Annotated in this window: 31 protein-coding genes and 1 pseudogene; 22 read left to right on the forward strand and 10 right to left on the reverse strand. The window is 56.6% G+C overall.

What is annotated here, in order from left to right:
* The first annotated feature begins 135 nt into the window (after window positions 1–135).
* Genes AS136_RS22640 through AS136_RS22670 form a run of 7 tightly spaced genes read left to right on the forward strand, consistent with a single transcriptional unit; the run spans window position 136 to window position 6814 of the window.
* Complete coding sequence (locus tag AS136_RS22640; RefSeq protein WP_012968501.1) at window positions 136–948, forward strand: ABC transporter substrate-binding protein; 813 nt, start codon at window positions 136–138, stop codon at window positions 946–948.
* Window positions 949–975: 27 nt separating this feature from the next.
* On the forward strand, window positions 976–1701 hold the full coding sequence (locus tag AS136_RS22645) for an amino acid ABC transporter permease (protein ID WP_008807665.1): 726 nt from the start codon (window positions 976–978) through the stop codon (window positions 1699–1701).
* Complete coding sequence (locus AS136_RS22650; protein WP_012968502.1) at window positions 1698–2438, forward strand: amino acid ABC transporter ATP-binding protein; 741 nt, start codon at window positions 1698–1700, stop codon at window positions 2436–2438. Before AS136_RS22645 ends, AS136_RS22650 begins: the two co-directional genes overlap by 4 nt.
* Window positions 2439–2451: 13 nt before the next feature.
* On the forward strand, window positions 2452–3627 hold the full coding sequence (locus tag AS136_RS22655) for a M20 family metallopeptidase (RefSeq protein ID WP_008807667.1): 1176 nt from the start codon (window positions 2452–2454) through the stop codon (window positions 3625–3627).
* Entirely contained in the window at window positions 3624–4724 is a 1101-nt protein-coding gene (locus AS136_RS22660; protein ID WP_049246043.1) for a mandelate racemase/muconate lactonizing enzyme family protein, read from the forward strand. Before AS136_RS22655 ends, AS136_RS22660 begins: the two co-directional genes overlap by 4 nt.
* The gene (locus AS136_RS22665) at window positions 4711–5880 is read left to right on the forward strand and encodes a M24 family metallopeptidase (RefSeq protein WP_043875490.1); all 1170 of its coding nucleotides are present in this window, start codon (window positions 4711–4713) and stop codon (window positions 5878–5880) included. Before AS136_RS22660 ends, AS136_RS22665 begins: the two co-directional genes overlap by 14 nt.
* Window positions 5881–5890: 10 nt before the next feature.
* On the forward strand, window positions 5891–6814 hold the full coding sequence (locus tag AS136_RS22670) for a dihydrodipicolinate synthase family protein (protein WP_023297410.1): 924 nt from the start codon (window positions 5891–5893) through the stop codon (window positions 6812–6814).
* On the opposite strand, the gene AS136_RS22675 is transcribed toward AS136_RS22670, so the two are convergent.
* A complete protein-coding gene (locus AS136_RS22675) occupies window positions 6798–7895 on the reverse strand; it encodes a glutamine amidotransferase-related protein (protein WP_063267027.1) in 1098 nt (365 codons plus the stop codon). The genes AS136_RS22670 and AS136_RS22675 overlap by 17 nt on opposite strands.
* 68 nt (window positions 7896–7963) lie before the next feature.
* On the opposite strand from AS136_RS22675, the gene AS136_RS22680 reads away from it, so the two are divergent.
* Both AS136_RS22680 and AS136_RS22690 read left to right on the forward strand, forming a co-directional pair.
* On the forward strand, window positions 7964–9172 hold the full coding sequence (locus AS136_RS22680) for a pyridoxal phosphate-dependent aminotransferase (RefSeq protein WP_023322391.1): 1209 nt from the start codon (window positions 7964–7966) through the stop codon (window positions 9170–9172).
* Window positions 9173–9558: 386 nt separating this feature from the next.
* Window positions 9559–10146, forward strand: coding sequence for a TetR/AcrR family transcriptional regulator (locus AS136_RS22690; RefSeq protein WP_022065835.1), 588 nt, complete (start codon window positions 9559–9561; stop codon window positions 10144–10146).
* Between the two features lie 26 nt (window positions 10147–10172).
* Here AS136_RS22690 and AS136_RS22695 read toward each other — a convergent pair whose 3' ends face one another.
* A complete protein-coding gene (locus AS136_RS22695) occupies window positions 10173–10949 on the reverse strand; it encodes a BPL-N domain-containing protein (RefSeq protein ID WP_063267028.1) in 777 nt (258 codons plus the stop codon).
* A gap of 494 nt (window positions 10950–11443) precedes the next feature.
* Here AS136_RS22695 and umuD point away from each other — a divergent pair, with 494 nt between their 5' ends.
* From umuD to AS136_RS22710, 3 genes are all read left to right on the forward strand, one after another.
* Window positions 11444–11863 carry a translesion error-prone DNA polymerase V autoproteolytic subunit gene (gene umuD, locus AS136_RS22700; RefSeq protein ID WP_008807676.1) on the forward strand — a complete coding sequence of 140 codons (420 nt, stop codon included), beginning with the start codon at window positions 11444–11446 and terminating at the stop codon, window positions 11861–11863.
* Between the two features lie 2 nt (window positions 11864–11865).
* Window positions 11866–13128 (forward strand): translesion error-prone DNA polymerase V subunit UmuC, encoded by a 1263-nt coding sequence (gene umuC / locus AS136_RS22705; protein ID WP_063267029.1) that lies wholly within the window; start codon window positions 11866–11868, stop codon window positions 13126–13128.
* A gap of 263 nt (window positions 13129–13391) precedes the next feature.
* A complete protein-coding gene (locus AS136_RS22710; RefSeq protein WP_004203750.1) occupies window positions 13392–13634 on the forward strand; it encodes a DinI family protein in 243 nt (80 codons plus the stop codon).
* A 171-nt stretch (window positions 13635–13805) separates the two neighbouring features.
* Here the strand turns inward: AS136_RS22710 and AS136_RS22715 are convergent, their stop codons facing one another.
* Window positions 13806–14942 (reverse strand): glycosyltransferase family 9 protein, encoded by a 1137-nt coding sequence (locus AS136_RS22715; protein ID WP_162823382.1) that lies wholly within the window; start codon window positions 14940–14942, stop codon window positions 13806–13808.
* Here AS136_RS22715 and AS136_RS29130 point away from each other — a divergent pair.
* From AS136_RS29130 to AS136_RS22725, 3 genes and pseudogenes are all read left to right on the forward strand, one after another.
* Window positions 14937–15096, forward strand: a pseudogene (locus tag AS136_RS29130) (hypothetical protein). The gene AS136_RS22715 and the pseudogene AS136_RS29130 sit on opposite strands and share 6 nt — an antisense overlap.
* 95 nt (window positions 15097–15191) lie before the next feature.
* The gene (locus tag AS136_RS22720) at window positions 15192–15692 is read left to right on the forward strand and encodes a YbaK/prolyl-tRNA synthetase associated domain-containing protein (protein WP_008807680.1); all 501 of its coding nucleotides are present in this window, start codon (window positions 15192–15194) and stop codon (window positions 15690–15692) included.
* A 117-nt stretch (window positions 15693–15809) separates the two neighbouring features.
* Window positions 15810–16256, forward strand: coding sequence for a DUF441 domain-containing protein (locus AS136_RS22725; RefSeq protein ID WP_008807681.1), 447 nt, complete (start codon window positions 15810–15812; stop codon window positions 16254–16256).
* On the opposite strand, the gene AS136_RS22730 is transcribed toward AS136_RS22725, so the two are convergent.
* Entirely contained in the window at window positions 16240–17034 is a 795-nt protein-coding gene (locus AS136_RS22730; RefSeq protein WP_008807682.1) for an AraC family transcriptional regulator, read from the reverse strand. The genes AS136_RS22725 and AS136_RS22730 overlap by 17 nt on opposite strands.
* A gap of 106 nt (window positions 17035–17140) precedes the next feature.
* Here AS136_RS22730 and AS136_RS22735 point away from each other — a divergent pair, with 106 nt between their 5' ends.
* Window positions 17141–18316 (forward strand): CynX/NimT family MFS transporter, encoded by a 1176-nt coding sequence (locus tag AS136_RS22735; RefSeq protein ID WP_162823381.1) that lies wholly within the window; start codon window positions 17141–17143, stop codon window positions 18314–18316.
* A gap of 31 nt (window positions 18317–18347) precedes the next feature.
* Here AS136_RS22735 and AS136_RS22740 read toward each other — a convergent pair whose 3' ends face one another.
* Entirely contained in the window at window positions 18348–19040 is a 693-nt protein-coding gene (locus AS136_RS22740; RefSeq protein WP_012968515.1) for a CTP synthase C-terminal region-related (seleno)protein, read from the reverse strand.
* Window positions 19041–19185: 145 nt separating this feature from the next.
* On the opposite strand from AS136_RS22740, the gene AS136_RS22745 reads away from it, so the two are divergent.
* Window positions 19186–19695 (forward strand): 2-thiouracil desulfurase family protein, encoded by a 510-nt coding sequence (locus AS136_RS22745; RefSeq protein WP_012968516.1) that lies wholly within the window; start codon window positions 19186–19188, stop codon window positions 19693–19695.
* The gene (locus AS136_RS22750; protein WP_063267036.1) at window positions 19682–20038 is read left to right on the forward strand and encodes a DUF488 domain-containing protein; all 357 of its coding nucleotides are present in this window, start codon (window positions 19682–19684) and stop codon (window positions 20036–20038) included. Before AS136_RS22745 ends, AS136_RS22750 begins: the two co-directional genes overlap by 14 nt.
* On the opposite strand, the gene AS136_RS22755 is transcribed toward AS136_RS22750, so the two are convergent.
* Window positions 20028–20267, reverse strand: coding sequence for a putative hemolysin (locus AS136_RS22755; RefSeq protein ID WP_008807687.1), 240 nt, complete (start codon window positions 20265–20267; stop codon window positions 20028–20030). The two genes, AS136_RS22750 and AS136_RS22755, sit on opposite strands and share 11 nt — an antisense overlap.
* A 301-nt stretch (window positions 20268–20568) precedes the next feature.
* Here AS136_RS22755 and AS136_RS22760 point away from each other — a divergent pair, with 301 nt between their 5' ends.
* The 4 genes from AS136_RS22760 to AS136_RS27425 all read left to right on the forward strand — a co-directional run bounded on the left by AS136_RS22760 (window position 20569) and on the right by AS136_RS27425 (window position 22060).
* Window positions 20569–21582 (forward strand): sensor domain-containing diguanylate cyclase, encoded by a 1014-nt coding sequence (locus AS136_RS22760; protein WP_049138445.1) that lies wholly within the window; start codon window positions 20569–20571, stop codon window positions 21580–21582.
* A 57-nt stretch (window positions 21583–21639) separates the two neighbouring features.
* Window positions 21640–21741, forward strand: a complete 102-nt coding sequence (locus tag AS136_RS27415) for a YoaK family small membrane protein (protein ID WP_004150782.1) — start codon at window positions 21640–21642, stop codon at window positions 21739–21741.
* Window positions 21741–21815, forward strand: coding sequence for a protein YoaJ (gene yoaJ, locus AS136_RS29410; RefSeq protein ID WP_004892898.1), 75 nt, complete (start codon window positions 21741–21743; stop codon window positions 21813–21815). Before AS136_RS27415 ends, yoaJ begins: the two co-directional genes overlap by 1 nt.
* A gap of 119 nt (window positions 21816–21934) precedes the next feature.
* Window positions 21935–22060, forward strand: coding sequence for a hypothetical protein (locus AS136_RS27425; protein ID WP_012542130.1), 126 nt, complete (start codon window positions 21935–21937; stop codon window positions 22058–22060).
* 48 nt (window positions 22061–22108) lie between these two features.
* On the opposite strand, the gene AS136_RS22765 is transcribed toward AS136_RS27425, so the two are convergent.
* The 4 genes from AS136_RS22765 to fraE form a co-directional block, all read right to left on the reverse strand.
* On the reverse strand, window positions 22109–22372 hold the full coding sequence (locus AS136_RS22765; protein ID WP_004203731.1) for a DUF2534 family protein: 264 nt from the start codon (window positions 22370–22372) through the stop codon (window positions 22109–22111).
* A 130-nt stretch (window positions 22373–22502) separates the two neighbouring features.
* Complete coding sequence (gene leuE / locus AS136_RS22770; RefSeq protein ID WP_004203730.1) at window positions 22503–23141, reverse strand: leucine efflux protein LeuE; 639 nt, start codon at window positions 23139–23141, stop codon at window positions 22503–22505.
* 89 nt (window positions 23142–23230) lie between these two features.
* Window positions 23231–24145 (reverse strand): kdo(2)-lipid IV(A) palmitoleoyltransferase, encoded by a 915-nt coding sequence (lpxP, locus tag AS136_RS22775; protein ID WP_008807690.1) that lies wholly within the window; start codon window positions 24143–24145, stop codon window positions 23231–23233.
* Window positions 24146–24803: 658 nt separating this feature from the next.
* Window positions 24804–25847, reverse strand: coding sequence for a fructose-asparagine asparaginase (gene fraE / locus AS136_RS22780; RefSeq protein WP_012542131.1), 1044 nt, complete (start codon window positions 25845–25847; stop codon window positions 24804–24806).
* Between the last annotated feature and the right edge of the window lie 182 nt (window positions 25848–26029).

The raw sequence follows: 26029 nt of genomic DNA on the forward strand, positions 1-26029 counted from the left end.
ACAAAACGCAGCAAAGTAAAGCAAGGAGTGCACGCTTAACGTGCAATACGCACCAGAATGAGACATTTTTTTCACACGCATAATTGTATTTATTGACTCACTAAATTCAATTTAAACCTTAGCCAGGAGACGACTATGTCCAGCAATTCTTTTCTGTTTCGCCATGTGCGTACTTTGATGTTCGCGCTGACCGCCCTGCCGCTGGTCAGCCATGCGGCGGTGGAAACCATCGCCAAGGGTCAACTGACCTATGGAACGGCAGCGACGTTCATGCCTTTTGAATACGTGAAAGCAGGCAAGCTTACCGGCTTCGATATCGACCTGATCAACGCGCTAAGCAAAGAGATCCAACTGACGCCGGCGCCAATGCCGATGGAATTCAAAGGGCTTATTCCGGCGCTGCAGGGTAAACGTCTGGATATCATCAACTCCGCCATGTACGTCAATCCGACCCGTGCCGAGCAGGTTGACTTCGTACCCTATCTGAAAATCGGCAGCCGCGTGGTGGTCCGCAAAGGTAACCCGGCCAACATCACCGGACGTGACCTGAGCCTCTGCGGCAAAAACATCGCCGTGACGCTCGGCGGGATCGAAGAGAGCCAGGCGCGGGCAGACAATCAGCGCTGCGTGGAGGCCAAAAAACCGGCCATCAACGTCATGACGTTCCCCGCCGCCACCGATTCCGCCGTGGCCGTCGCCCAGGGACGTGCCGATGCCGAGTTCCTCTCCACGCCGGGCACCGTCGCCCTGTTTACCGAAAAAGCCGGCATGTTCGAAGCGGTTGGCGCCGAGTTCGAAGCGAATACTCACATCGCCTTTGCCGTGCGTAAAGGCGATACCGCAACCCAGGCCCTGCTGGAGCAAGGTCTGCAGAGACTCGTCAAAAATGGCACCTACACGCAACTGATTAAGAAGTGGAACTTCCCAGACTCCGTTGCCCTTTTCTAACCCGTTTGCCATTAACCGGAGAACGCTATGTCGATCGATTTAATGTGGCAGTACTTCCTCTCCCCCGAATTTATTCGGGGTGCGTGGATGACGCTACTGATTACCCTCTGCTCACTGTTGTGTGGCGTGGTGCTGGGCCTGGTGTTGGCGCTGTTGCAGGAAGCGCCGTTTCGCGCCGGGAAAGGGCTGGCCTTTTTCTACCTGTGGCTGTTTCGCGGGACGCCGGTGCTGTTCCAGATAATCTTTGTCTACAACGTGCTGCCAGGCTTCGGCTTACGCTTCTCCGCGTTTACCTGTGCAGTGCTGGCCCTTTCGCTCAATGAAGGCGCCTACATGGCGGAAATTCTGCGCTCTGGCCTGCAGGCGGTGAAAAGCGGCCAGCGCACCGCCGGCATGGCGCTGGGGATGACTCACGGCCAGATCATGCGAAAAATCGTTCTGCCTCAGGCCGCACGCATCGTTCTGCCGCCGATGGGTAACCAGATGATCAGCATGCTGAAATCGAGCGCGCTGGTCTCGGTTATCGCCGTTCAGGAACTGCTGCTGGTCGCTAACCAGGCCGCCAGCGCCAGCTTCCGTTACTTCGAAGCGCTTTGCGCTGCGGGCATCTATTACCTGCTGCTCACCAGCCTGTTCATGATCTTCCAGTCGTGGCTGGAACGCGTGCTGGATCCCAGGCAGCGCCGCAGCAAAAGCCAGAAGCGGCTGACTCGCCTGTTTAAATTACCGAAAACCGTCCGGGAGGAACCATGAGTGAGAAACCGCTGCTGGAGATGATCGGCATTGATAAGACTTTTGGTCGCCAGACCGTACTCAAAAACTGCTCTCTGACCGTGCAACGCGGAGAAACCGTGGTGCTGATTGGCCCGTCCGGCTCGGGAAAATCCACCCTGCTACGCTGCGTCAACATGCTCTCGCCCGCCGACAGCGGCGATGTGTTCTTCGCCAGCCAGCACATCAGCCGGGGCGATGTGCCGGCGCACAAACTGCGTCAGCGCATTGGCATGGTGTTCCAGAACTACGAGCTGTTCTCGCACCTGACCGCAGCGGAAAACATCATGCTGGCCCCGATGACGGTGTTGGGAATGAACCGTATTGATGCCCGCAAACTGGCGGACAACCTGCTGGCAAAAGTGCGCATCAACGAACGTGCAGACCATTTTCCGGACGAGCTCTCCGGCGGACAGCAGCAGCGCGTGGCGATTGCCCGGGCGCTGGCGATGAAGCCCGAGCTGATGCTCTACGACGAGCCCACTTCCGCCCTCGACCCGGAGATGATCCGTGAAGTGCTGGAAGTCATGGCGGAGCTTAGCGCAGAAGGCATGACCAGCATGGTGGTGACTCACGAAATGGGCTTCGCCCGTCGGGCCGCTAACAAGATTCTGTTTATGGAAGACGGCGAAATTATCGATCGCGCCAACACCAGCGATTTCTTCGCCGGCCATGTCAGCGACCGCGCGCAGCGCTTCCTGACGCAAATATTACATTAATCACGGAGTTCCTATGTCCAGTTATCAGGTTGACAGCGCTCGTATGAAAAAGGACTTAGCGACGCTGGTTGCCATCAACACGGAGAATCCACCGGGCCATGAGCGCGAAGCCGCCGAATGTCTGGAAGGCTGGCTGCTGACCGCCGGGTTCGATCTCTCCTTTAGCGAATACGCACCGGGGCGGACCAACGTTATCGCCGTCCTGAACAATGGACCGGGGCCGTGTTTCGCCTTTAACACCCACCTTGACACCGTTCCGGCGGGAAGCGGCTGGGCCAGCGATCCCTTCACGCTCACCGAGCGTGACGGACGCCTGTACGGACGCGGCGCCTGCGATGCCAAAGGCCCGCTGGTGGCGATGGTTGAAGCCCTGCGTCTGCTGGCTGCCAACCGTCAGCAGTGGTCCGGCACATTGATGGGGGTGTTCACCGCCGATGAAGAGGTCGCCAGCGAAGGGGCGAAATTCTACGTCCGCGATAATCCACCGGCGATTGATTTTGCGGTGATTGGCGAGCCGACCTCAAATGCCACCTTCTCCGCCCACAAAGGCAGCTTACGTCCTCGCGTGCGGGTTAAAGGCGTCACCGCGCATTCTGGTACGCCGGAGCTGGGGGTTAACGCGATTTACCAGTCAGCGCGCCTGTTAGGGTTGATTGAAGAAGCCCACCACCAGCAGGTGCGTTGCCGCTGCCACGATCTGGTCGGCAACGCCAGCCTGACGGTAACCCGCATCCACGGCGGCCATGCGGACAACGTGGTGCCAGACAGCTGTGAGCTGCTGCTTGACCGTCGCATGGTTCCGGGCGAAGACGAAGAGGTCGTCAAAGCCGAACTGCAGCAACTGCTCGACCACGCATACGCACATGCAGGTGTGGAAGCCGAAATTATCGCCTGGCAGCCCACTACCGGCGGCGCGACGCAAACCGACAGCCGCGAAGCCATTGTCGAGCAAAGCCTTGCTGCCTGTCGCCGTCATGGGCAGAGCGAACCCGGCCCGTTTGGTTTTCAGGGGGGATGTGACCTGGTGCATTTCCGTTCGCTGGGCGCAAAAGGCGTCGTGATTGGCCCCGGCTCGCTGGCCGTAGCTCACAAACCCGATGAATTTGTCCCTGTCGATGAATTTATCGCCGCGGCCTACCTCTATCTCGATATTGCGCTCGCCATGCTGCCGCCGGAGCCCGGTTTATGAAAGCACAGCTCTTTCGGGGAGATCTGCATTACGCCGGTGTGACGCTGCATACCGCTGCCTCTGGTCCGGTAACGGCGCTCGATACGCTCTGGCTGCGTCTGGAAGACCAGGGAGTGATCGGGATTGGCGAAGTGCGGCTCAACATTCGCTACCTGCATGGCTACCGCGAAGAGCAGGTGCTGAACAACCTGCTTCAGATACTTCATCGCTGGGACTGGCGCCAGGCGCCCGCCGCGCGACTCGCCGCGTTAGATGATGAAGACTGCACGCTCCTGCCGCCATCGCGCATGGTGCTGGATATGGCCTTGCACGACCTGCTGGCGCGTCAGCAAGGGATAAGCGTTGCCGCCTGGCTGGGGGCGCGGGATGGCCTGCCTGCGTGGCACACCAACCAGACCCTGTTCTGGGGCAGCGAGAGACAGATGCTGGAGCAGGCGCAACGCTATGTCGATCGCGGTTTCACCCAGCTGAAGTTGCGCACAGGCGTGGCGGATTTCGCTACCGACCTGGCCCGTCTGCAACGGCTGCGCCAGCGGTTCGGTCAGCAGATTTCGCTGGCGATTGACGTGAACGGCCAGTGGTCTCTGGCGCAGGCTCACGCGGCATTCCCGTCTCTGCGCGAGCTGAAGCTCAGCTACATCGAACAGCCGTTAAGCCCGGCAAACGACAGCCAGCTTGCGGAGCTGTACGCCTACGGCATCCCGATCATGCTCGACGAAAGCCTCAACAGTGATGCCGCCATCACCCGGCTGATCGCCGCCAAAGGTGCGCTGTGGGGGCATCTCAAACTGGTGAAACTGGGTGGCCTTGCGCCGACGCTGGCCGCCGCCAACCGGCTGCGACTCGCCGACGTGCCATTCATGATTGGCCAGATGAATGAAGGCCATGCTGCCACCGCCGCCGCGCTCCAGCTGTGTCGTGTCGTGCAACCGGCATTTGCCGAGCTGTATGGCGCCGATGGCTTAACGGATGATCCCGTCAGCGGGCTGGAATACCGCAATGGCCTGGTCACCGTCAATGACTCACCCGGTCTGGGCGTGCAGTTTAATGCCGCGCAGGCCCACTTACTCCAGGAGTTTACTCATGCAAGATGTTAACAATGTGATTCAGGGCAGTGAGTCCGCCTTTAGCGCTGATGAATATGCGCAACGCATTCGACGCACCCGCGAACGCTTAAGCCGCGCGGGCGTGGACGTCATGATCGTTACCGGCCCGGAAAACATTTTCTGGCTCACCGGTCAGCAAACACCGGGCTATTACACCTTCCAGGCGCTGTTGCTGCCGGTAGAAGGGGATCCGGTGTTTGTGATTCGCCAGCTCGAATACTTTAACTTTATCGCCAACACCTTTATTTCTGACGCCGCCATCTACCAGGATGGCGATAACCCGGTGGATTTCCTGGTGGGCATGCTGCAACAGCGCGGCTGGCTCCACAAACGGATTGGGCTGGACAAACGCGGTTGGTTCCTGCCGGTTGCCGTGTATGAAGCCCTGCAGGCCAGGCTCGGCACCATTGCCGATACCGCGGGCGTCATCGAGCCGCTGCGCGCCGTGAAATCGGCGGCGGAGGTGGAAAAAATCGCCATCGCAGCGCGCTATGTGGACGCGGGCATGCGCGCGGGCATGGCGGCGATTCGCCGCGGCGCAGACGAAAACGCGCTGGTCTCGGCGATGATGGGGGCCGCCATTGCCGCCGGTTCCGAGTATGTCGGCATGGAACCGCTGGTCTCGACCGGCCCACGCAGCGGCGTGCCGCATGGCACATGGCGTCGTCGGGTGATGCAGGATAACGACCCGGTATTTCTGGAAATGTCAGCGGCTCACGACCGCTACCACGCCGCGATGATGCGCTCCGCCTGGCTGGGGCGGCCGCCCGCTATCGCCATCGAAATGGAAAAAGTGTGTCAGGAAGCCCTGCAGGCCTCTCTTGATGCCATTCGTCCAGGCGCCACCTGCGAAGCGCCGCACCTGGCCTGCCAGAAGGTGATTGATCGCGCCGGGTTCACCGAAAACTTCAAAAAACGCACCGGTTACTCCATCGGTATCGCCTTTGCGCCGGACTGGGGCGAAGGCGGCATTCTCAGTCTGTATCGTGGCGTCACCACTGAGCTGCAGCCAGGAATGACCTTCCACATTCCACCGGCTCTGCGGATCTACGGTCAATTTACCGTCGGCGTCAGTGAAACCGTGGTGGTGACCGAAACCGGATATCGTCAGCTGGGTTCCCTGGCTCGCCCTCTCACACTGCTGTAAGGAAAGAAAAATGAAAGATATCAATGAATGCCGTGAACGCCTGCGCGGTATTTTCAACATCACCGTCACCCCGTTCACCGCCAGCGGCGCGATCGACTTTCCGGCGTTACGTGAAAATATTGAACGCGTGATTGGTCTGGGTTATGACGGTCTGCTGATTGGCGGCACCTACGGTGAATTCCCGGTGATGACCGTCGAAGAACGCCGTGAGCTGTTTCATCAAGTCATGGCCTGTGTGGATGACCGCGTGGCGGTCATGCTGTGCAGCGCCAGCGCCGACCCGCGCGATGCCCGCGAGCTGACGCTGCTGGCAAGCGAGCTGGGCGGCCTGCCGATGGTGACCGCGCCCTTTGTTAGCGAAATCACTGACCAACAGATCGTCAGCTACTTCAAAGAGATGGCTCCCTTATCCAAAACCGGCATCCTGGTGTACAACGCGCCGGGCATCGGCATCACCCTCTCCCCGGCGCTGCTGGAACAACTGGCAGAGATCCCCAACGTGGTCGGCATCAAACAGGGCGATCTCAACCCCACCGCCATCGACCAGATTGCCAACCGTCTGCGTGGGCGTCTGCGCCTGTTCTGTGCTTCCGATCTGGCCTTCCTCGGGCCAATGATGGCCGGGTTTGACGGCATCAGCACCACCAACAGCGGCGCGCTGCCGGAGCTGATTATCAATACCTTCCGGGCCGTGGAACAGGGCGATGCCGCCACGGCCCGCGATCTGCATCAGCTGTGGTACGCGTATCGCGCGCTGGCGCGCAAACATGGTCAGCCGCAGCTGGTGAAAGCGGCGATGGCGCTGCGCGGTTTTAACGGCGGCACCGTACGCGCACCGTTAAAACCGATCGACGACGCGGCGCTGGCGGAGCTGACTCACGTCATGTCGGCGCTTGCCAGCGACAGCCGTAGCGGCGTTACGCTGGCGCGTTAAGCGCCGCCCGTAAAAAGGCGACGAACAGCGGATGGGGCGCATCCGGGCGGGACATCAGTTCCGGGTGCCCCTGCACACCATGCCAGAACGGCAGTTCCGGCTGGGAGATGGCCTCCACGATATCGTCCGTTTGCGCACTGACGCTGACCCCGCTGCGATCCAGCGCCGGTAATAAGTCGGTGTTAAAGCAGTAGCGATGGTTGTAGTGCATTTCGCGGATATCACCGGGGATCAACCCGAAGGAAAAAGGGAATACGCCGCAGCGATGACGGCCATCAACAAAGGGAACAAAGCTGTGCAGAGCCTCATCCGGAGCCACTTCGGCGGGAATGGCTGATTCGCAACCCGGACGTCGGCGCACGACTGCGGTCATCATGCTCTGCATTCCCAGGCATAACCCCAGCGTGGGCTGTCCGCGGGCAAGCGTATCTTCCGCCACGCGGATTTGTCCCTTGACGGCGGCCATCGAGGAACCGCCTGGCAACACGACGCCCTGGACGTCGTGGATGTCGTGTAACCCAGGGGACAGACTGACCGGCGCGAAGAAATGGACCTCCAGGTTCAGCCCCAGCGACGCCGCGGCATCACCCAGTGAGCCAAGCGTGGCGGGGTAGACCAGACGGTGGTCTGACTCACGGCCAATCAGTGCGATGCGCAAGGACGTCCCGGCAGAGGATGGCTCCCCGGCATCCCAGCGACCATAGCGATCGGCGGTGAGGTCTAACACCGTATGTTGCCCGTCGCTGAGCGTCAGGCGCTGGTTGCGGTCATCGCTGAACAGCCGTTGGCCCGGCAGGTCGGCGATAAGCGCTGCCTGCGAGGACGCCAGCACAATGACAGCATCTGACTCAGGCAGGCTGGCGATATCGCGCACCTCTTCACGCAGCGTATCGCTGCGCCAGAGGCCGCTGGTCACGCAGTACCCGGCACGAATGACGTGCTGATGGCTGTCGGGAACATCGCCGGCGAAGTCGGGGCGAAGGCTCCAGAGAGGCAGTCCAAGACGATTAGCCCACAGGCTGGCGGTAATACCGTAGCGAGCGGGCGCAGAGGTGTTATCGAGAATAAAGATCGGTGACACGGCGAGTTTCCTGCTGAGGTTGGGGACCTAATTGTATTAATTGAATCATTAGATACAAAAGAGGATTTATGAATAACAGTCAAATCGCCCGTCGTATGCAATCTGTACGCCCTTCACCGACAGCGGTCATTTCTGACCAGGTACGGGCACTGGAAGCCGCAGGCAAGCCGGTTATCAACCTGGGCGAAGGAGAACTGGATTTTGCTACCCCGGCCCATATCAGCTATGCGGGCATTGAAGCGATCGTGCATCATCAGACTAAGTATACCGCCGTTTCCGGCACCGCCGCGTTAAAGGAGGCCATTGCCGCCAAGTTCGCTCGCGACAATCAGTTGCATTACCGTCCGCAAGAGATCATCGCAGGCAGTGGCGCCAAGCAGCTTATTTTCAATGCTTTTCTGGCCACCCTCGACGCCGGGCAGCAGGTCATCATTCCCGCCCCCTACTGGGTCTCGTATCCGGATATGGTCTCTCTGGCCGATGGCGAACCGGTGATTGTGCCCTGTGATGAACAAAACGGCTGGAAGCTGACGCCGGAACAACTGGCCGCCGCCCTCACCCCATCAACGCGCTGGCTGATCCTCAACTCGCCGGGCAACCCGACGGGGGCGATTTACAGCGAGCAGGAACTGCGTGCCCTGGCTGCGGTGCTGGCGGATTACCCACAGGTGCTGGTGATGGCCGACGATATTTACGAGCCGCTGCGCTATGACAATATCCCTTTTACCACTTTTGCCCAGGCCGCCCCGCAGATGGTTTCACGTACCCTGACGGTAAACGGTGTGTCCAAAAGCCACGCCATGACCGGCTGGCGTCTGGGCTATGCGGGAGGGCCGCAATGGCTGATTGCCGCCATGCAGATCCTGCAATCACAAAGCACCTCCAACCCCAGCAGTATTTCGCAGGCTGCGGCGGTCGCAGCGCTTAACCACTCAGCCAATTTCTTCGACGGCTGGCTCAACGTGTTAGATAAACGCCGCCAGCAGGTGCTGGGAATGATTGCCGCCACCGATGGCCTGAGCGCCACCGCTCCCCAGGGGGCATTCTATGTGTTTGCTAACTGCCAGGCGCTCATGGGCCGGATGACCCCTGGCGGCGAAATCCTTCGCAACGACAGCGCGCTGGCGAACTGGCTATTAGAACAAACCCAGGTGGCCGTTTTACACGGCTCCGCGTTTGGAATGCCGGGGTATTTGCGTATTGCGTATGCGATAGAAGATGGCCTGCTAACCCAAGCCTGCCAGCGGATAGCGGGCGCCTGCGCGCAATTGCGTTAAAAGCGTGTGGTGGCGCAGCGGCTACCCACGCGGCGGCAAACCACGCTCGGTCTGAAAAATGCCGTGCTTATCGCCTACCTTGCCGATAAGCACGTTGTCATCATGATAGCTCACCGGGTAATAGCGACGTTCTCTTTCCCGGTTTTCCACTCCACCGTTGCGGCCACTACCGCACGCGGCAGGAATAGCATCCTGCGCATAGCTAATAATAAGGCAACCTCCCTGCAGCTGAATTTATACCAGACCCACAAAATAGATTTTCGTTATTTTGTTAATGCTATAAAAAACACAATGCTAACAGCTATCCCCGAATGTTGAACACGTGCAAGGTTTCAGAAATTATGATATAGTTCGCGCTTTAATGGATAGTGATTAAGGTTGAAATATTGAAAACGGCCAATTTTTCTGAGTTGATAAAAATAGCTGCGCTGCAACTGTTCAGAGAAAAAGGGTTTAGCAATGTCTCAACCCGTGATTTGACGCAGAAAATGAATATTTCCAGAAGTCATATCTATCACTATTATCGAGACTGGGAAACGCTCAAGAAATCCACTATTCAGTATATGTTTGAAAATGACATACAAGAATGTCATGCGTTTTTAAACGCGTCAGAAAAAATGAGCGCTAGTGAAAGAGTAAACCTCTATATCAGAACGCTGTTACCCGATGCACCTTCGGCACACTGGCTGCTCTACCTTGAACTATGGCCAATGGCAGCACGCGATGCGGATTATGCTAAATTAGTGCACGATCACTCCCTGCAATGGATCACTATTCTTGAAGGCATCATTAGCGTAGGGATGCAGGAAGGCGAGTTCCTTGCGGAAAACGCCGCTACCTCAGCCAGACAAATAAACACATTAATTGATGGGTATTCCAGCTTGCTGATCCTCGATTATTCAGAAGACAGACGCAGCATTTTTCTTAATGAAATATCTGAGCTTGCCTTTAAAATACTTAAAAAAGATTTCTGAGTGGGTGAAGCAAGGTAGCGTATCAGTTAACCCTTTTTTATATTGAGATAACTTAAAATACGCTGCATTTTACTTTCTGCCGTCGTATTCACTGGCGCAGCGCTGTCTATCCAGGTCTCATCGGCTTCAGGATGCGGACCTGACAGGATGATGTTTCCCTTACCATACCGGTACTTACCAATGGCGATATCTCCATTCTTGTAGTAAGCGATCGGCTGGAATCCAGTACTTGAGATACTACTGTTGAGATAAGGCCCATCCTGGTAGTAAAAAGGCTCTTGTTTATTATTCCATGTCAGTTGCAGGGTATAATCGCCTTCATCAACGGCCTGCGAACCGGGTCTTCCCACCTCTGACTCTAAAGGCGCATCAATAAGCCCTATCCAGTCTTTGTCGGCAAGATAGGCCCCCATACAAAGACCAAGAAAGGATTTGCCGCTTTTCACAAAATTACGGATAGCCTCTGCCCCTTCATCACCCAGGGCTTGATAAGATCCGGGTATATCCTGACCGCCGCCAGGTTGAATATAGAGGTCGAATTTTTTCAGTGTTTGCACATTTAATTTCAGCTTTTCTTTTTCGCCAACATAAGAGATGTGCAGAGGCAGGCCTGTCGCGACCAGCGATTTTACCACCATTTCAGAACAGCCTGGGCACCCGGCCTCCCCGCGATAAACGGCGACATTATAACTCTCTGATTGCGAGGGCTTTGCCAGCACCGATGCGGTGAAAAAGGCGAAAGAAAAGGCAACCGTTAGTATTTTTGCTTTTTTAAGTCTGGTGCCCTGGAAAAAAATTTTCATGTCAGTAGATCCCCTGATTATGTAGTTTCATGGTTAATCACAACGTATCACTTTCGGATCCCGAAGATGATGACGATAAATTAGAGCGACTGCTCAAATTTATCCTCAACCTCAAATTTGTCAAGACGTTTTAGTTAAAATAAATAATGTTTATTTATTCTGTAAGGTAAAGGCGACAATATTTTATAAATATCTTTTAATGAGATATTGTCATATCTTATTGCCTTCTCAATAACATTAAATACCGAAGAAAGGGTGAAAAAATAGTCGATCATGCTCCATGTAATACCGCGGTCATCTTACCGGGCAAACATCAACCTGGGCGTACTGGTCGCGCTACACAGCGATGGCAGTTCAGCAACAACACCACATGGCATGCTTTACATAAATCATCATTATATTCATGTAGTTATAAAAACAACGTCACGTGCGCCTTGATCCATCAGCACATTCAATAATACTGTATATAAAAACAGTATTCGAGGATCGATACCATGCAGTTTACTCGGCCAACTGAGATTTCGCCCCCACTCATGCTCCCCCTCTTCTCCGAGAGGGTACCCTGCGGATTTCCCAGCCCCGCTCAGGATTATGTTGAGGACAGGCTGGATCTCAATAAATTATTGATAAAACATCCGAGTGCTACCTACTTCATCAAAGTCAGCGGAGAGTCTATGCGTGATGCCGGCATCAGTGATGGAGACCTTTTAGTGGTTGACCGCTCACTGTCTGCCGTACATGGTGATATCGTCATTGCGGCTATCGCAGGTGAATTCACCGTGAAAGAACTTCGCACTCATCCTTTTTTACAGCTAGTGCCGCACAATCGCGATTACGCTTCCATTTCGTTTCATAATGCCGAAGAATTAGAAATATTTGGCGTGGTCATTTTTAGCATTAAAGCGCATAAATAATTATGTTTGCCCTCGTCGATGTCAATAACTTCTATACTTCTTGTGAAACGGTTTTTCGCCCTGATTTAAAGGGGAAGCCTATTGTGGTCGTGTCCAATAACGATGGTTGCATTATTTCTCGCTCTGCCGAAGCAAAATCCCTCGGTATAAAAAATGGCGAACCTTTCTTTAAAATAAAAAATAACCCTTATTATTCCAGTGTTCATTTTTTCAGTTCTAACTATGCGCTTTATGCCGACCTCAGTGACCGTGTTATGCAAACGCTCACGGCAATGTCTCCGTCAATAGAAATCTACTCCATCGATGAAGCCTTTATTAATTTATCCGGAGTAATGAATTGCGTCCCCTTATCCACCTTCGGCCATGAAATAAGAACTCACGTATTGAAAAATACTGGCTTAACGGTGGGCGTAGGTATTGCGCAAACCAAGACATTAGCCAAGCTCGCTAACCATGCCGCCAAGACATGGCGCGGCACGGGCGGCGTTGTCGACTTATCCAATATTGTGCGCCAACGCAGGCTACTCGCCCTTGTCCCTGTTGAAGAGGTCTGGGGCGTTGGGCGAAAAATGAGTAAAAAACTTAATTTAATGGGTATTAATACCGCTCTGGATCTGGCAGAAAGCTCATTATGGGTCATAAAAAAGCACTTCAATGTGGTGCTGGAAAGGACCGTTCGCGAACTGCGTGGTGAGCCATGTTTTGAGCTACAAGAATTTTCCCCAACAAAACAACAGATTATTTGTAGTCGATCTTTTGGCAACCGGGTAACGCAGTATTCAGATATGCATCAAGCCATTTGCGCCTATGCTGAGCGAGCAGCAGAAAAATTACGCAGTGAGCATCAATGTTGCCGCTTCGTTAGCGTATTTGTCCGGACGAGTCCGCACGCCGTTAATGAAACATATTATGGCAACCAAGCGTCAATGAAGCTATTAATGCCGTCTAATGATACCCGTGACATTATAAATTGTGCCACAAACTGCCTGCAGAGAATTTGGATTGATGGTTATCGATATATGAAAGCCGGTGTTATGCTTGCTGATTTCTTCAGTAATGGCATAGCGCAGCTAAACTTATTTGACGATAACGCTCCGCGCAAAAATAGTGCTGCGTTAATGGACGTTATCGACCAATTAAATCAATCCGGGAAAGGAAAGGTCTGGTTTGCCGGTCAGGGGATCGAAAAATCCTGGGCGATGAAGCGTGAAATGCTTTCCCCGGCTTACACCACCCGATATTCAGACCTACCCGTCGCGAAATGAATGTACGCAGGTAATGACATCGCTTCGGGTGAAGGTCACTGCGTTTACCAGGCCTACGCAATCAGCGATAACGCCTTTGCAGCGCGGAAATCCCCTCCGCTCGTCAGTGAGGCCTGCCTGACCACCGGCGGACGAGGCGCTGCTTTTGCGCGCAGCCCGTCTACCGCACGAGGTTGCGGATGAGCAGCACCGCGGCATTCGCTTGACACTGTACATTAATACAGTAAAAATATCGCCCGCGATCAGCATACAGAGGACAGAAGATGTTTGTGGAACTGATTTATGACAAGCGCAATTTTGCCGGGCTGCCGGGTGCCAGAGAGACCATTCTTAACGAACTGACCAAACGCATGCAGCGCATTTTCCCGGAAGCGGAAGTGCGGGTGAAGCCGATGATGACGCTGCCGGCGATCAACACCGACGCCAGCAAGCATGAAAAAGAGCTGATCAGCCGTACGGTGCAGGAGATGTTTGAAGAAGCGGATATGTGGCTCACTGAAGAGTGATGCCGCCCGTCGTTGGCGGCGGCCATCTCTTTAAGAGCTTTCCCGGATGTGTCAGAGCAGCGGGCAACAGTACAATAGCGGCGGTTGCAGACTGGCAATGCAACCTTCGCTCACCTGCTGGCTCTTGCATACGGCCAGCAGGTGAGCCCTACCAGCCTCCCCTCATCGCCCTCACAGCGTCTCCGGTAGCGCCGCTATAATTCTATCCACCAGCTCGCGATGCTGATGGACCTTCCCGCATTTAACAATGATCTGCCTGGCGTTGTCATAGCCCGGGGCCCACAGCCGGTTATTGAGCAGAACGTCCTTATAGACCGCGATCAGCGGTTTGTTCCACGCCGCCGCCATATGCACCACCGAGGTGTCCGGAGAGATAATCAGCTCCGCCTGGGCAATCAGCGCCATCGCATGGTGCAGCGTGTTAAACGGATTAATCACCACCTCCGGCGGCAGCGGGATGCGGATCTCACGCCGGTGATCGAGCAGAATAACCGCCAGCCCCGGATGGCGAGCCCGCAGCTTGTCGAGCAGTTCGGCCAGCTGCGTCTGGGAGAGACTCCGGTCGGCATGGCCGGCAAAAATATTAATCACTACCGCTTTTCCGCTCAGCGACGCCAGATACTGCGCCACCTCCTGCATAATCGGCCCGGGCACCGCCAGGTCGTAAGTGTCCAGAGCGCGGGTGTCCAGTTGGAGATAGTCGGCGATCAACGCGAACGTCTTCGTTACGTGCCAGCGCTGGCAGTCAAAATCAAAAGAGTGAGAGTAATGTTTAATCGATGGCCATTTATTAAACCCGAGTACTGATTTGGCTTTTATTTGTCGAAAAAGCCGCAGGCGATGCACGGGAATATCGAACAGCGAAGGGTCAATAATAATATCGTACTTATTATTAGCCAGTTCATTAATGACGTCGCGGGGTACGTTATGGTTAAATTTACGCAAAAAATCAGCGGAATTGACCGGCTCAGCCTCATAAATATGGCGGATCCGCGGGTTATAGCGCATCACCTGGCTGTTAGAGGTCGTCAGCAGAAAATCAACGATATAACCTGACTGATGCAGGCATTTTACCAGCGCGGAATCCACCACCACATCGCCGACCGCCCCCTCATTACGCATGAGTAAGACAGTTTTCGCGGACGACAAATCCACCGGCTGACGGCGTCGGCGGTCCCAGAGCGCTTTCGCCACTCCCACCCGCAGGGCATTACGTACTTTCTTAGTAAAGTAATTCCGCCGTCTGTTGAGCTCCCTTATTTTATTAAACTTCTTGCGTGGGGAACCCTGCATGGTTGCATCGTGCATCATCCTAACCTCATTACGGCAATTATTAATATTCTGTGTCGTCCGATAGAGACTGAGCGAAATAAAAAAAGTTCGATTGAAAATGAAAATCATTCTTTTTTTTATTTACAAAACTCATCTGCTGCGCCTGCGAGATTGCACCACAGCACTGTGAAGCAATAATGAGCGAATGGTGAATTTCCCGGCCCACCGTTGGCAGGCTGACGCAACAGCGCTAAGCTGGCGGCTTGATGATGTCAGGAGGACGCTATGCTTGAAGCAGTAGAAGGTAATATCCACCAGCGGCTGTGCGCGCTGCTCGACGAACACCAGGCGCGCTACCGGGTGATGGCGCACGACGCGGTCGGCCAGTGCGAAGCCGTCTCGGCGATCCGCGGCACCGCGCTTGGCCAGGGCGCAAAAGCGCTAGTCTGTAAAGTAAAAGGAAACGGCGTCAACCAGCATGTGCTGGCGATCCTCGCCGCCGATCAGCAGGCCGATCTCGCCAGCCTGGCCCGGCATATCGGCGGCAGCAAAGCCTCGCTGGCCAGTCCGGCGGAAGTGGATGCCCTCACCGCCTGCGTGTTCGGCGCCATTCCCCCCTTCAGCTTCCATCCGGCGCTGCGGCTGGTGGCCGACCCGCTGCTGTTTGAGCGCTTTCCACAAATCGCCTTTAACGCCGGACGCCTGGACCGGTCGATCATTCTCGATACCGAGGATTATTTACATATCGCCCGACCGGAGATCGCGACCTTTCGCCGCCTTAGCTAACCGGGCATCCGCCCTGATTTTCGCCGCATGGCGTAAAAATCCTGTTTATTCACGCCACGATGCGTAGAGTAAGCGGGATATTTTTTGGCTTTCTTTTTTTGGCAAGGACCTCTGTACATGTTTGATACCACCCTGTTGATCCTGCTGGGCCTGGCGGCGCTCGGCTTTATCAGCCATAACACCACCGTAGCGATCTCTATCCTCGTGCTGATTATCGTGCGCGTTACACCGCTGAATACCTTCTTTCCCTGGATTGAGAAACAGGGGCTGACTGTCGGGATCATTATTTTAACCATCGGCGTGATGGCGCCTATCGCCAGCGGTACGCTGCCGCCCTCGACGCTGATCCACTCCTTTATGAACTGGAAATCACTGCTGGCGATTGCGGTCGGGGTGTTTGTTTCGTGGCTCGGCGGGCGCGGCGTAGCGCTGATGGGCACCCAGCCGCATCTGGTGGCCGGGCTGCTGGTCGGCACGGTACTCGGCGTCGCCCTGTTTCGCGGCGTCCCGGTCGGACCGCTGATTGCCGCCGGGATCATCTCATTGTTTATTGGGAAGTCGTAGCCAGGCTGCCGTGATAGCGGCCCGGCGTCTGTCCGAGTCCTTTTTTAAACATGGTGATGAAGGCGGTGGTGGAGTCATAGCCCAGCGCCTGAGCCGTTTGCTGCACCGTCTGCCCGCGGATCAGCAGCTGCAGCGCGAGGATCAGCTGCAGCTGATGGCGCCAGCGGCGAAAGCTCAGCCCCGTTTCGCGCACTACCAGGCGGGCCAGATTGCGCTCGCTCATCGCAAACACCGCCGCCCACTGGCTCAGGGTCTGCCAGCGCGCCGGATCCTCGGCCATCATCGTCACCATCTGACGAATTTTCGGGTGGTTTGATACCGGCAGCTGCAGGTGCTCCTGCGGCTGCCGGGGCAGCTCATCAAACAGAACCTGCACCAGCCGGGCCGTGGCAGGGGCGGCCAGCAACTCCCCGCCGCGTTCCGCCAGGGTGAGGATCAGCTCCCGCACCAGTGGGGAAATCTTTAACGTACAGCAGCGGTCCGGCATCGGCGCGGCGCCCGGCTCGATGAACAGGAAACACACCTGGGCGCCGGGGGTGGCGCGGTTACTGTGGGAAAGCTGTCCCGGGACCCACACCGCATACTGCGGCGGCACCATCCACATCGCGTTCTCCACCTCGCAGGTCAAGGCGCCGTGCAGGGCGAGGATCAGCTGCCCCTTACGGTGAGAATGCGCCGGAATATACTGCTCCGCCTCCACCACCTGAATACGAAAGGCAATGGCCGATTCGTGGCCACTGTCCGGTTCATAACCATCCAGACCCAGTCCGATCATCATGTTGTCCGATATTAGCGATAATCTGTCATTTTAGCTTGATTTAAACAGAGGACAAAGTCGCTATCGTAACCCCCTCGTTAGTTACCTTGAGAATGATATGTCTTCTGTGATCTCCTCTACCGGCCGCCGCCCCGCGCTGCTGATTGCCGGTATCTTGCTCATCGCCACTACCCTGCGCGTGGTCTTTACCGGCGCGGCGCCGCTGCTGGACGCGATTCGTAGCGACTATGGCCTGACCACCGCGCAGACCGGGCTACTCACCACCCTGCCGCTGCTGGCCTTTGGCCTTGTCTCGCCGCTGGCGGCAGGAGTTGCCCGCCGGTTCGGCATGGAACGCAGCCTGCTGCTGGCGATGCTGCTGATCTGCGCCGGCATTGCCCTGCGCTCCCTGCCCTCCGCTGCACTGCTGTTTATCGGCACGGCGGCGATCGGCTGCGGTATTGCGCTGGGCAATGTCCTGCTGCCCGGACTGATTAAACGCGATTTCTCGCAGCATGTCGCGCGGATGACTGGCGCCTATTCCCTGACGATGGGCGGCGCGGCGGCGCTCGGCTCGGCGCTGGTGGTTCCCGTGGCAATGGCCGGATTCGGCTGGCGCGGCGCGCTGTTGCTGCTGATGGTCTTCCCGCTGCTGGCGATCCTCAGCTGGCTACCGCAGTCCCGGCGCCGGGCGGAGGCGCCATTGACCGGCTCAGGCGCCATGCATAATCGGGGGATCTGGCGGTCGGCGCTGGCCTGGCAGGTGACGCTGTTCCTCGGCATCAACTCGCTGGTCTATTACGTGATTATCGGCTGGCTGCCGTCGATTCTACAGAGTATGGGCTATAGCGAAGCGCAGGCCGGCTCGCTGCATGGCCTGCTGCAGCTGGCGACCGCCGCGCCAGGTCTGGCGATACCGTTGATCCTGCATCGGCTGCGCGACCAGCGTGGGATCGCGGTGCTGGTCGCCCTGATGTGCGCCATCAGCGCCGCCGGGCTGTGGCTGCTGCCAGGGCTGGCGATCGGCTGGACGCTGCTGTTCGGCTTTGGCTCCGGAGCTACCATGATCCTCGGCCTGACGTTTATCGGCCTGCGCGCCAGCTCGGCGCACCAGGCCGCGGCGCTGTCAGGGATGGCGCAGAGCGTCGGCTATCTGCTGGCCGCCTGCGGGCCGCCGCTGATGGGTAAGATCCACGATGCCAATGGCGACTGGCATATTCCGCTGCTGGCGGTGGCGCTGATTTCGCTGGTGATGGCGGTCTGCGGAGCCCTCGCCGGACGTGACCGGGAAATCCATTCCTGAAGATGACCGGCAGCGCCCGCTGCCGGTGGGTTTATTGTGCCGCGGCGCGAATCAGCGCCTGGACCAGCGGCGAGGGACGCCCATCCAGCGCGTGGCGTTCATGCTGGAACAACGTGGCGACAAAAAACGGGTGCGTCACCAGCTCGACGGCGCGGATCTCACCCTCTTCATCCCAGCCGGTGACGCGCAGATCGCCCTGTTCCAGCTCTCCGGCAAACGCGCTGTCCACCCCGTACCGGCAGTGGTAGCCCTCTTCAATGCTCTCCCGGCCATAGGCGCGGGCAATCAGCGTATTCGCCCGCAGCTCGACGACGGCGGAGGTCTCCACCAGCGAACAGCTAAGGGGAGCGATCACCATCCGCCCTTCGCTGTCAGTTTCCGCATGACCGGCATCCTGCCAGCCGAGCACGTTACGGGCGTATTCAATCACCGCGTGCTGAAAGCCGCCGCAGGTGCCGAGGAAAGGGATGCCGTTTTCGCGGGCATAGCGGATCGCAGTAAAGGCCCCCTGCGGATGACGATACGGGCTACCGGGAACGACCCAGACGGCATCGTACTCGGCCAGCGCCTCGCCGGAGACGATCGACGGGGTGGCGAGCCAATCATATTTCACCGGCTGCTCCAGCACGGCGGCAGCATCGTCTATCGCCAGGGGAATGGCCTGATGGGCAACAATATCGGGGTGATAATCGCCGACGAGGGCGAGGCGTAAAGGGGTTTTCATAGCAGGTTCCTTATGTCTGGACGAGACGAGCAGCACAAGGCACGTCAGGATAGCGATCCCTCCAGTGGAACACAATCCTTATTTTCGCCCCACCGCCCCCGCCGGCGGGTAAGGTATACTGGAGCAAGCGTGAAAGGGAGAAAGGATGAAAAGTAAGCTTTTGGTCAGCGCCTGCCTGATGGGATTCCAGGTGCGGTATAACGGTAGCGAGAAGGCACAGCTGGCGGCGACGCTGTCCCGCTGGCAGCAGACGGGGCGGCTGGTGATCCACTGCCCGGAGCTGGCGGCCGGTCTGTCCACGCCCCGTCTGCCGGCGGAGATCGTCGGCGGCGCAGGCGGAGATGTCCTTGCCGGGCGGGCGCGGATCGTGGAAAGCGACGGCCGCGACGTCACGGGACATTACCAGCTGGCCGCCTGGCTGGCGCTCAGCGCCGCCCGGGAAGCGGGCTGTCAGGCAGCGTTACTCACCGATGGCAGCCCTACCTGCGGCAGCCAGTTTGTCTATGACGGCTCCTTTCGCGGACGACGCAAAGCGGGCGCCGGGGTCGCGGCCGATCTGCTGCGCGCTCACGGCATCACGGTATTTTCCGACGGGCAAATCCCGCAGTTGCTCGCCTGGATGGCACAGAGGGAGCAGGATGATGATTCAATGTAAACGGGTGTATGACCCGCAGGAAAGCAGCGACGGCTACCGGGTGCTGGTCGACCGTCTCTGGCCGCGGGGGATTAAAAAAGAGGCGCTGGCCTGTGATGAGTGGTGTAAGGCGTTAACGCCTTCCGCTGAGCTGCGGAAAGCCTTTCACGGCGAGGCGATCGATTTCGCCCACTTCAGCCATCGCTATCGCCAGGAGCTCGACGCCCACCGCGAAACGGGACTGCGGTTGGCGGCGCTGGCGCAGCGCCAGCCGTTGACGCTACTGTACGCTGCGAAGAACACCGAGCAGAATCATGCCCGGGTGCTGGCCGCCTGGCTGGCGGCCCTGCCGGTTACGATTTAGCCGGATGATCCCGGCGCCACAGCGCCCACTCGTCGAGGGTTTCGCCGCTGGGTAGTTTGCACTGGGTGCTAACGCCCTGCGGCGTTTGCACCGGCACCCGGGTACCGCCTGATTGCTGACAGTACACCGACGCGGGATTGGCCATGCCGATGGTTTTCGTCGGCGCGGTGGACTGCGGCTGGGCACAGCCGGCTAATACCAGTGGCAGAATAGCCAGTAACTTTTTCATCGTTCCTCCCTTTCCTGAATGCCCGGGGATTTTAGCCTGAATCTCCACGTTTTCTCCATCTTGCCTGCACTTTTCCCCCGTAGAGTAGCCCCTGTTCTCGAACTGACCAGAGAACAGATCATTCCATAATCAATGAGTTTTTCCCCGTCGCCCCCGACGGGGCTTTTTTTCCTGCCGCGTGGACAAGTATTCCCCAAACAGATGTGATAAATTTAAAAATATCACTGTTTATTCGACGCTGATGTCCGTTTGCAGCCCATTATGCTGGGGTGACGTTTGGCGTGCTGGAGCTGTATTATTCATGTCAGATTTTATTCTTGCCCGGGTGTCGCAAACCCTCGCTGCGGAACAGTCCCTGGAAACCCTGGTGCGCCAGCTGCTGGAGATGCTGGAGGCGGTGACCCGAATGGAGTCCACCTATCTTACCCGCATCGATATCAACGCCCAGCGGCAGCAGGTGATGTTCGCCCATAACAGCAGCGAAATGCAGATCCCGGAAGGTTTTTCTGTCCCGTGGGATGAATCCCTGTGCAAGCGCGCCCTTGAGGATCAGTGCACGTTTAGCAACGACGTGGCCCATCGCTGGCACTCCTGCATCGCCGCCCAGGAGCTGGGGATCGCCACCTTTTTAAGCATTCCCGTCCGCCTGGCCGATGGCTCGCTGTTCGGTACCCTCTGCGCCACCAGCCGACAGAAGCAACCTTATAATCTCGAAGGTGAACAGGTGATGGGCCTGTTCGCGAAGCTCATTTCCCACTACGTGGAAAAAGACACCCTGGTGCAACAGCTGCAGGCGGCTAACGTCGCGCTGGAGCTGCACTCGTCGACCGATGAACTCACCCAGCTTCCTAATCGCCGTGCGCTGTTTAAGCAGCTGGCGCTACGCTTTGCCTCCGCCCGCGCCCAGCAGCAGCAGGTGTCACTGATTTTTATCGATCTCGACGGTTTTAAAGCCATTAACGATCGGTTCGGTCATCCGTGCGGCGACAGCTTCCTGGTGCAGGTCGGCGAACGACTCACCGCCGTCGCGCGCCGTGAGGATATCGTTGGTCGTCTTGGCGGCGATGAGTTTTTGATCGTCGGTAGCGCCCAGGAGCCCGCGGCGCAGCAAGCGTATGTCGCGATCCTGCGCCAGGCCCTGTGCGGCGTCTACTTCCTCGGCGAACAGCGTATCGACTATGAAGGCGCCAGCTTCGGGGTGATCATCTGCGATCCGCAGAGTATCGATGTTGAAGCGGCCTTACGCGCCGCCGATGAGGCGATGTACCAGGATAAGAAGTCCCGCCGTCAGGAGAATTTCATTCATATTGACTAAAGTACCGCGATATCCAGTATCATGCAGGGCATCATTCGTGGGTACAGGGACACTATCATGAAATTGGGTATTCTTTTCCCGGTGGCGATCTTTATCATCGCCGTCGTCTTTCTCGGTTGGTTTTTTGTCGGCGGCTATGCGGCGCCGGGTGGGGCATAATGAAAAAAAGCACCATTATTATGCTGGTTGTCGCCATCGTGGCGGTGGCCGGCAGCCAGTTCGGCTGGTGGTGATCGCGGCGGCGATATTGCGGAGTTATCCTATCCCATCAACAAGTTAACCCTTTACACTCACGTTATCCACCGCGGCATTCTCTGCCCCGGGGAAAGCAGAATAGCGGGAGAAGTAAGGGATGAAAAAACCGATCGTGTTACCGTTGATTATTGCGCTGTGCACGCTGTTATCGGGATGCATTATTGACGATGGGTACCACGCCCATCGCCATCACCACCATCATCACTATCATGACGATGATTAATCCTTCAGGCTGAAAAGACAGGGCGAACCGCGGTTCGCCCGTTGACGCTTAATCCTGGCGCTCGTCGCCGAGGAAAATAAAGCCGAGGGGGATAGCGAAGAGCGCGGTAAAGACAATGCTGTAAACCGTCACCATCGCCCCCTGCAGGAAGAACATGGACGTCGTCCACTCTGAGTACGGCATATTGTATTCGCTCACCACGCCCCCGAAGGTCGCCCGCCCCACCACCGCCAGCGCGATAGCAAACACCGCCGCGAGCGACAGACAGTATTTTTTGCAGTTTTTATTGCTGAGGAGTTTTTGCAGAATCATCGGGGCTTCCTTTTTGCTGAGCGATAAACGGCTGTATATGTAACACCAATGCAATAAAAAATGAAGGGTTTTTGTTACAGGGCAGAATAAGAGACGGCGGGACGGTCAGCGGGTAACCGGCCCGAGGGGATCAGGACTGCAGGGTAGCCAGGCGCGCGGCGAACCCAACGAAAACCAGACCAATCAGGCTGTTGCCAAGTTTGGCCAGCTTCTTGCGGGTTTTAACGTAGCGGGTGACAAACGAGCCGGAGAGGATCAAAAAGCTCATATAGCAGAAGCTAATCACCTCGAGGGTCAGCGCCAGAATAAAGAACGCCACGCCGGGCGCTTTGGCGTTGACATCGATAAACTGCACGAAAAACGACACATAGAACAGAATCGCTTTCGGATTGGTCAGACTCAGGGTCAGAGAGCGCTTGAGGATCGCGCTCGCCGGCTCCGCGCTGGCGTCGGCCTGGCCATCGCGCTGGGTCAGCACCGCGTAGAGCATTTTACCCCCCAGCCACAGCAGGTAGATCGCCCCGAGGTAGCGGACGACGTTAAACAGCACCGGCGTGGTCTTAATCAGCGTCGCCACGCCGGCAAAGGCCAGAAACATCAGCACCGCGTCGCCAATAAAGACGCCCGCCGCCGCCAGATAGCCTTTCTTCACGCCGTGGGCAATGCCCGTCTTCAGCACAAAAAACGTATTAGGGCCAGGGACGAGAATGATAAACACCGCCCCGACCAGGTAGGTCAAATAATTCAGAACACCAAACTCAGCGAACACTCTGCACTCCTTCGCGCACGACTAAAACATGATCCGGCTCACGTTACCCCAACTGTCGGGATTTTGAAAGCGCAGCCTGTGCGGGAAGGTTAATAGACGGAAGGTTCACCCAGCGGGCGGGTTTTAAAACGACGGTGCACCCACAGATACTGCTCGGGGGCACGCAAAATCTCGCGCTCGATCACCTTGTTGATATAGCCGGCAGCGATCTGCTTATCTTCACCCGGATAATCATTCATTACTTCGCTAATATGCAGGCTGTAGCCCTGGCGATCCAGCTTGCGCACCATACTGATACTCAGCATTTTCGCACCCGATAAACGGGACAGGACATAGGTGCCGTTGGTGGTCGCCGCCTGTGGGACAGAGAAAAACGGCGCAAACACGCTGCCCTTAGGACCGTAATCCTGGTCGGGAGCAAACCACACCGCTTCGCCTGATTTTAAGGCATGCACCAGACCGGTCAGGTTGTTGCGATCGATCATCGCTTTGTTCGAACGCAGGCGACCACGGGTTTGCACCCACTCCATCAGCGGGCTGTTGTGCGGACGATAAGTGGCCATCATTGGACGGCACAACCCCATCGCGCGCCCGCCCAGCTCCAGCGACATAAAGTGCACACCGACCACCATCACCCCTTTTCCGCCGCTAAGCGCATGATTAAGGTTGGCAAATCCTTCGACATCAAACCATTTTTTGACCCGCTCGTCGCTCCAGAACCAGGCCATGCCGGTTTCGATAAGCCCCATTCCCAGCGACATAAAGTTTTGATCGATCAGGGTCTCGCGCGCCGCCGGCGACATGTCCGGGAAGCAGAGCTCAATATTGCGCCGGGCGATATGTTCGCGGCGTTTGAGAAAGCGTCGGGAGAGGCGACCCGCGCTGGTGCCAATAAAATGCAGCAGCGGATAAGGCAGTTGCACGATTAACCAGAGGATGCCGAGCCCAAACCAGGTCAGCCAGTTGCGCGGGTGTAAAAGTTGTTTATTAAATACGCAGGCCATGATTTTTCCTGTAAACATTAATTATGTGGTAACGCTTAAGGAAAACAGAATCCATTTATCATCATTAGGCGGTACGTACAGCAAGTTCGACAATACTAATCCGCTGAAATTCCCTCCGGCAAGTAAAAAACAGCTTGCTGACAAAAAAACATAATTGCGGCACAAATGTTACCAAATGTAAACTTAAATCTTATCCTCTTCTTAATATATTCATCGTGCATATCATTTTCACGCTAATCATCAGCGTTACTAACAGGCATAACCGAAACCCGCCGCGAGAACGCCTTGTCTGCCGGGGACTGAGCCCGCTCAGCCACGTGGCCCGCAGCCTGCCCGCGTCCACAAGATCGTCGTCTGTACCGCGAAAGAATTAAAGCACTCCCGCTTCAGAGTGAAACATTTTTTATCCGTCGGCATAAGGAATATTAAAATCGCCTTAAGGGAATAATTAAGAATAGACTTATTTAAAGATGCTTTAAAAATAAGCGTCTTGCCAGTTGTTTGCACTTTAATACCGCCCACACCCGCCGTAAAAAAAAATATTTCTTTACGCCTTATACGCATAAAGCGCGGCGTTTAGCGCGGACAGTGACCCGACATCGGGTCACTATGGGGCAAACCGCAGCGAAGGCGTGAGCGACGCCCTGGCCGTAGAGGATCAGTAGGTGTGGAAATATTGCTGGATCAGCTGTGGATCTTTCGTTTGCGTCAGCGCAGTCATCAACAGAATACGTGCTTTCGCTGGGTTGAGGGAGTCGGACACCAGCCCAGGCTGGCTGTCATCCGGCGGCACGACACCGCTGCCGGTACGGGAGGCGCGAACCACCACTATGCCCGCCTGCTGCGCTTTTTTGATGCCCGCAGCGCTACGTACCGACACCGACCCCGCCCCGGTTCCGGCGTAGATAATACCGTCGGCATGATGGGCGATCGCCGCGTCGTACATATACTCCGGGTCGTCCTGATAACCATAAATGATCACCACCTTCGGCAGGGTCTTCAGCTGGCGGACATCGAACACCGAGCGCAGGGTGTGAATTTTATCCACGCGCGTCTCGAACTGGGGTTTTCCGCCCACCACGACGCCAAGGTAGCCCTCCTCCGGCGCCCGGAAGGTATCCAGCGAAGTGGCATTGGTTTTGGTGACGAAGCGCGCCGCGCCGATGCGGTCGTTCAGCACCACCATCACCCCGCGACCCCGGGCATCAGGATCGGCGGCGACTGTGACCGCTTCCAGCAGGTTCATCGGCCCGTCGGCGCTGATCGCCGTCGCCGGACGCATCGCCGCGGTAAAGACCACCGGCTTGTTGCTTTTGACCGTCAGATTGAGGAAATAAGGGGTTTCATCGAGGGTGTCCGTGCCGTGGGTGATCACCACGCCATCGACATCATCCCGGGCCAATAACGCATTCACCCGCTTCGAGAGTTCCAGGATAATGTCGCTGGTCATATTCTCACTGCCGATATTCGCCACCTGCTCGCCCTCGACATGAGCGATTTTACTCATTTCCGGCACGGCGTTAATCAGCGTCTGCACCCCAATCGCCCCGGCTTTATAACCCGTTGTCTGGGTATTGCTGGCAGCCGAACCGGCAATCGTCCCGCCGGTGGCTAAAATAACGATATGCGGTAGACGCGTCTCGCTAAATGCCAGACTGCTCATCGTCAGTAACGCAATGGTAAGTAATGCTCTAAAATTCATACAGGTCACTCCCTTCATAGACTTTAATCAAACTAACGTTTGCTTAATGCAAAGGGCTTGCCAGAATTTATTTATTTTTTGGGGGGGAAATGGTTAACTATCAGACAATAATAAGGTTCTCGCATCAACATCGCCCAAATCTGGTGCACGGCAGGCTCTGAATCGGGCAGCGCTATGAACCT

The organism is Klebsiella sp. D5A (genome assembly GCF_001620885.1).
In the GTDB taxonomy this organism is placed as follows: Bacteria; Pseudomonadota; Gammaproteobacteria; order Enterobacterales; family Enterobacteriaceae; genus Klebsiella; species Klebsiella variicola.

What these genes read in the sequence shown, in the direction of transcription:
- AS136_RS22640 (WP_012968501.1), top strand. Translation starts at nt 136, where the DNA reads ATGTCCAGCAATTCTTTTCTGTTTCGCCATGTGCGTACTTTGATGTTC.
- AS136_RS22645 (WP_008807665.1), top strand. Translation starts at nt 976, where the DNA reads ATGTCGATCGATTTAATGTGGCAGTACTTCCTCTCCCCCGAATTTATT.
- AS136_RS22650 (WP_012968502.1), top strand. Translation starts at nt 1,698, where the DNA reads ATGAGTGAGAAACCGCTGCTGGAGATGATCGGCATTGATAAGACTTTT.
- AS136_RS22655 (WP_008807667.1), top strand. Translation starts at nt 2,452, where the DNA reads ATGTCCAGTTATCAGGTTGACAGCGCTCGTATGAAAAAGGACTTAGCG.
- AS136_RS22660 (WP_049246043.1), top strand. Translation starts at nt 3,624, where the DNA reads ATGAAAGCACAGCTCTTTCGGGGAGATCTGCATTACGCCGGTGTGACG.
- AS136_RS22665 (WP_043875490.1), top strand. Translation starts at nt 4,711, where the DNA reads ATGCAAGATGTTAACAATGTGATTCAGGGCAGTGAGTCCGCCTTTAGC.
- AS136_RS22670 (WP_023297410.1), top strand. Translation starts at nt 5,891, where the DNA reads ATGAAAGATATCAATGAATGCCGTGAACGCCTGCGCGGTATTTTCAAC.
- AS136_RS22680 (WP_023322391.1), top strand. Translation starts at nt 7,964, where the DNA reads ATGAATAACAGTCAAATCGCCCGTCGTATGCAATCTGTACGCCCTTCA.
- AS136_RS22695 (WP_063267028.1), bottom strand. Translation starts at nt 10,949, where the DNA reads ATGAAAATTTTTTTCCAGGGCACCAGACTTAAAAAAGCAAAAATACTA.
- umuD (WP_008807676.1), top strand. Translation starts at nt 11,444, where the DNA reads ATGCAGTTTACTCGGCCAACTGAGATTTCGCCCCCACTCATGCTCCCC.
- umuC (WP_063267029.1), top strand. Translation starts at nt 11,866, where the DNA reads ATGTTTGCCCTCGTCGATGTCAATAACTTCTATACTTCTTGTGAAACG.
- AS136_RS22710 (WP_004203750.1), top strand. Translation starts at nt 13,392, where the DNA reads ATGTTTGTGGAACTGATTTATGACAAGCGCAATTTTGCCGGGCTGCCG.
- AS136_RS22715 (WP_162823382.1), bottom strand. Translation starts at nt 14,942, where the DNA reads ATGCACGATGCAACCATGCAGGGTTCCCCACGCAAGAAGTTTAATAAA.
- AS136_RS22720 (WP_008807680.1), top strand. Translation starts at nt 15,192, where the DNA reads ATGCTTGAAGCAGTAGAAGGTAATATCCACCAGCGGCTGTGCGCGCTG.
- AS136_RS22725 (WP_008807681.1), top strand. Translation starts at nt 15,810, where the DNA reads ATGTTTGATACCACCCTGTTGATCCTGCTGGGCCTGGCGGCGCTCGGC.
- AS136_RS22730 (WP_008807682.1), bottom strand. Translation starts at nt 17,034, where the DNA reads ATGATGATCGGACTGGGTCTGGATGGTTATGAACCGGACAGTGGCCAC.
- AS136_RS22740 (WP_012968515.1), bottom strand. Translation starts at nt 19,040, where the DNA reads ATGAAAACCCCTTTACGCCTCGCCCTCGTCGGCGATTATCACCCCGAT.
- AS136_RS22745 (WP_012968516.1), top strand. Translation starts at nt 19,186, where the DNA reads ATGAAAAGTAAGCTTTTGGTCAGCGCCTGCCTGATGGGATTCCAGGTG.
- AS136_RS22750 (WP_063267036.1), top strand. Translation starts at nt 19,682, where the DNA reads ATGATTCAATGTAAACGGGTGTATGACCCGCAGGAAAGCAGCGACGGC.
- AS136_RS22755 (WP_008807687.1), bottom strand. Translation starts at nt 20,267, where the DNA reads ATGAAAAAGTTACTGGCTATTCTGCCACTGGTATTAGCCGGCTGTGCC.
- AS136_RS22760 (WP_049138445.1), top strand. Translation starts at nt 20,569, where the DNA reads ATGTCAGATTTTATTCTTGCCCGGGTGTCGCAAACCCTCGCTGCGGAA.
- AS136_RS27415 (WP_004150782.1), top strand. Translation starts at nt 21,640, where the DNA reads ATGAAATTGGGTATTCTTTTCCCGGTGGCGATCTTTATCATCGCCGTC.
- AS136_RS27425 (WP_012542130.1), top strand. Translation starts at nt 21,935, where the DNA reads ATGAAAAAACCGATCGTGTTACCGTTGATTATTGCGCTGTGCACGCTG.
- AS136_RS22765 (WP_004203731.1), bottom strand. Translation starts at nt 22,372, where the DNA reads ATGATTCTGCAAAAACTCCTCAGCAATAAAAACTGCAAAAAATACTGT.
- lpxP (WP_008807690.1), bottom strand. Translation starts at nt 24,145, where the DNA reads ATGGCCTGCGTATTTAATAAACAACTTTTACACCCGCGCAACTGGCTG.
- fraE (WP_012542131.1), bottom strand. Translation starts at nt 25,847, where the DNA reads ATGAATTTTAGAGCATTACTTACCATTGCGTTACTGACGATGAGCAGT.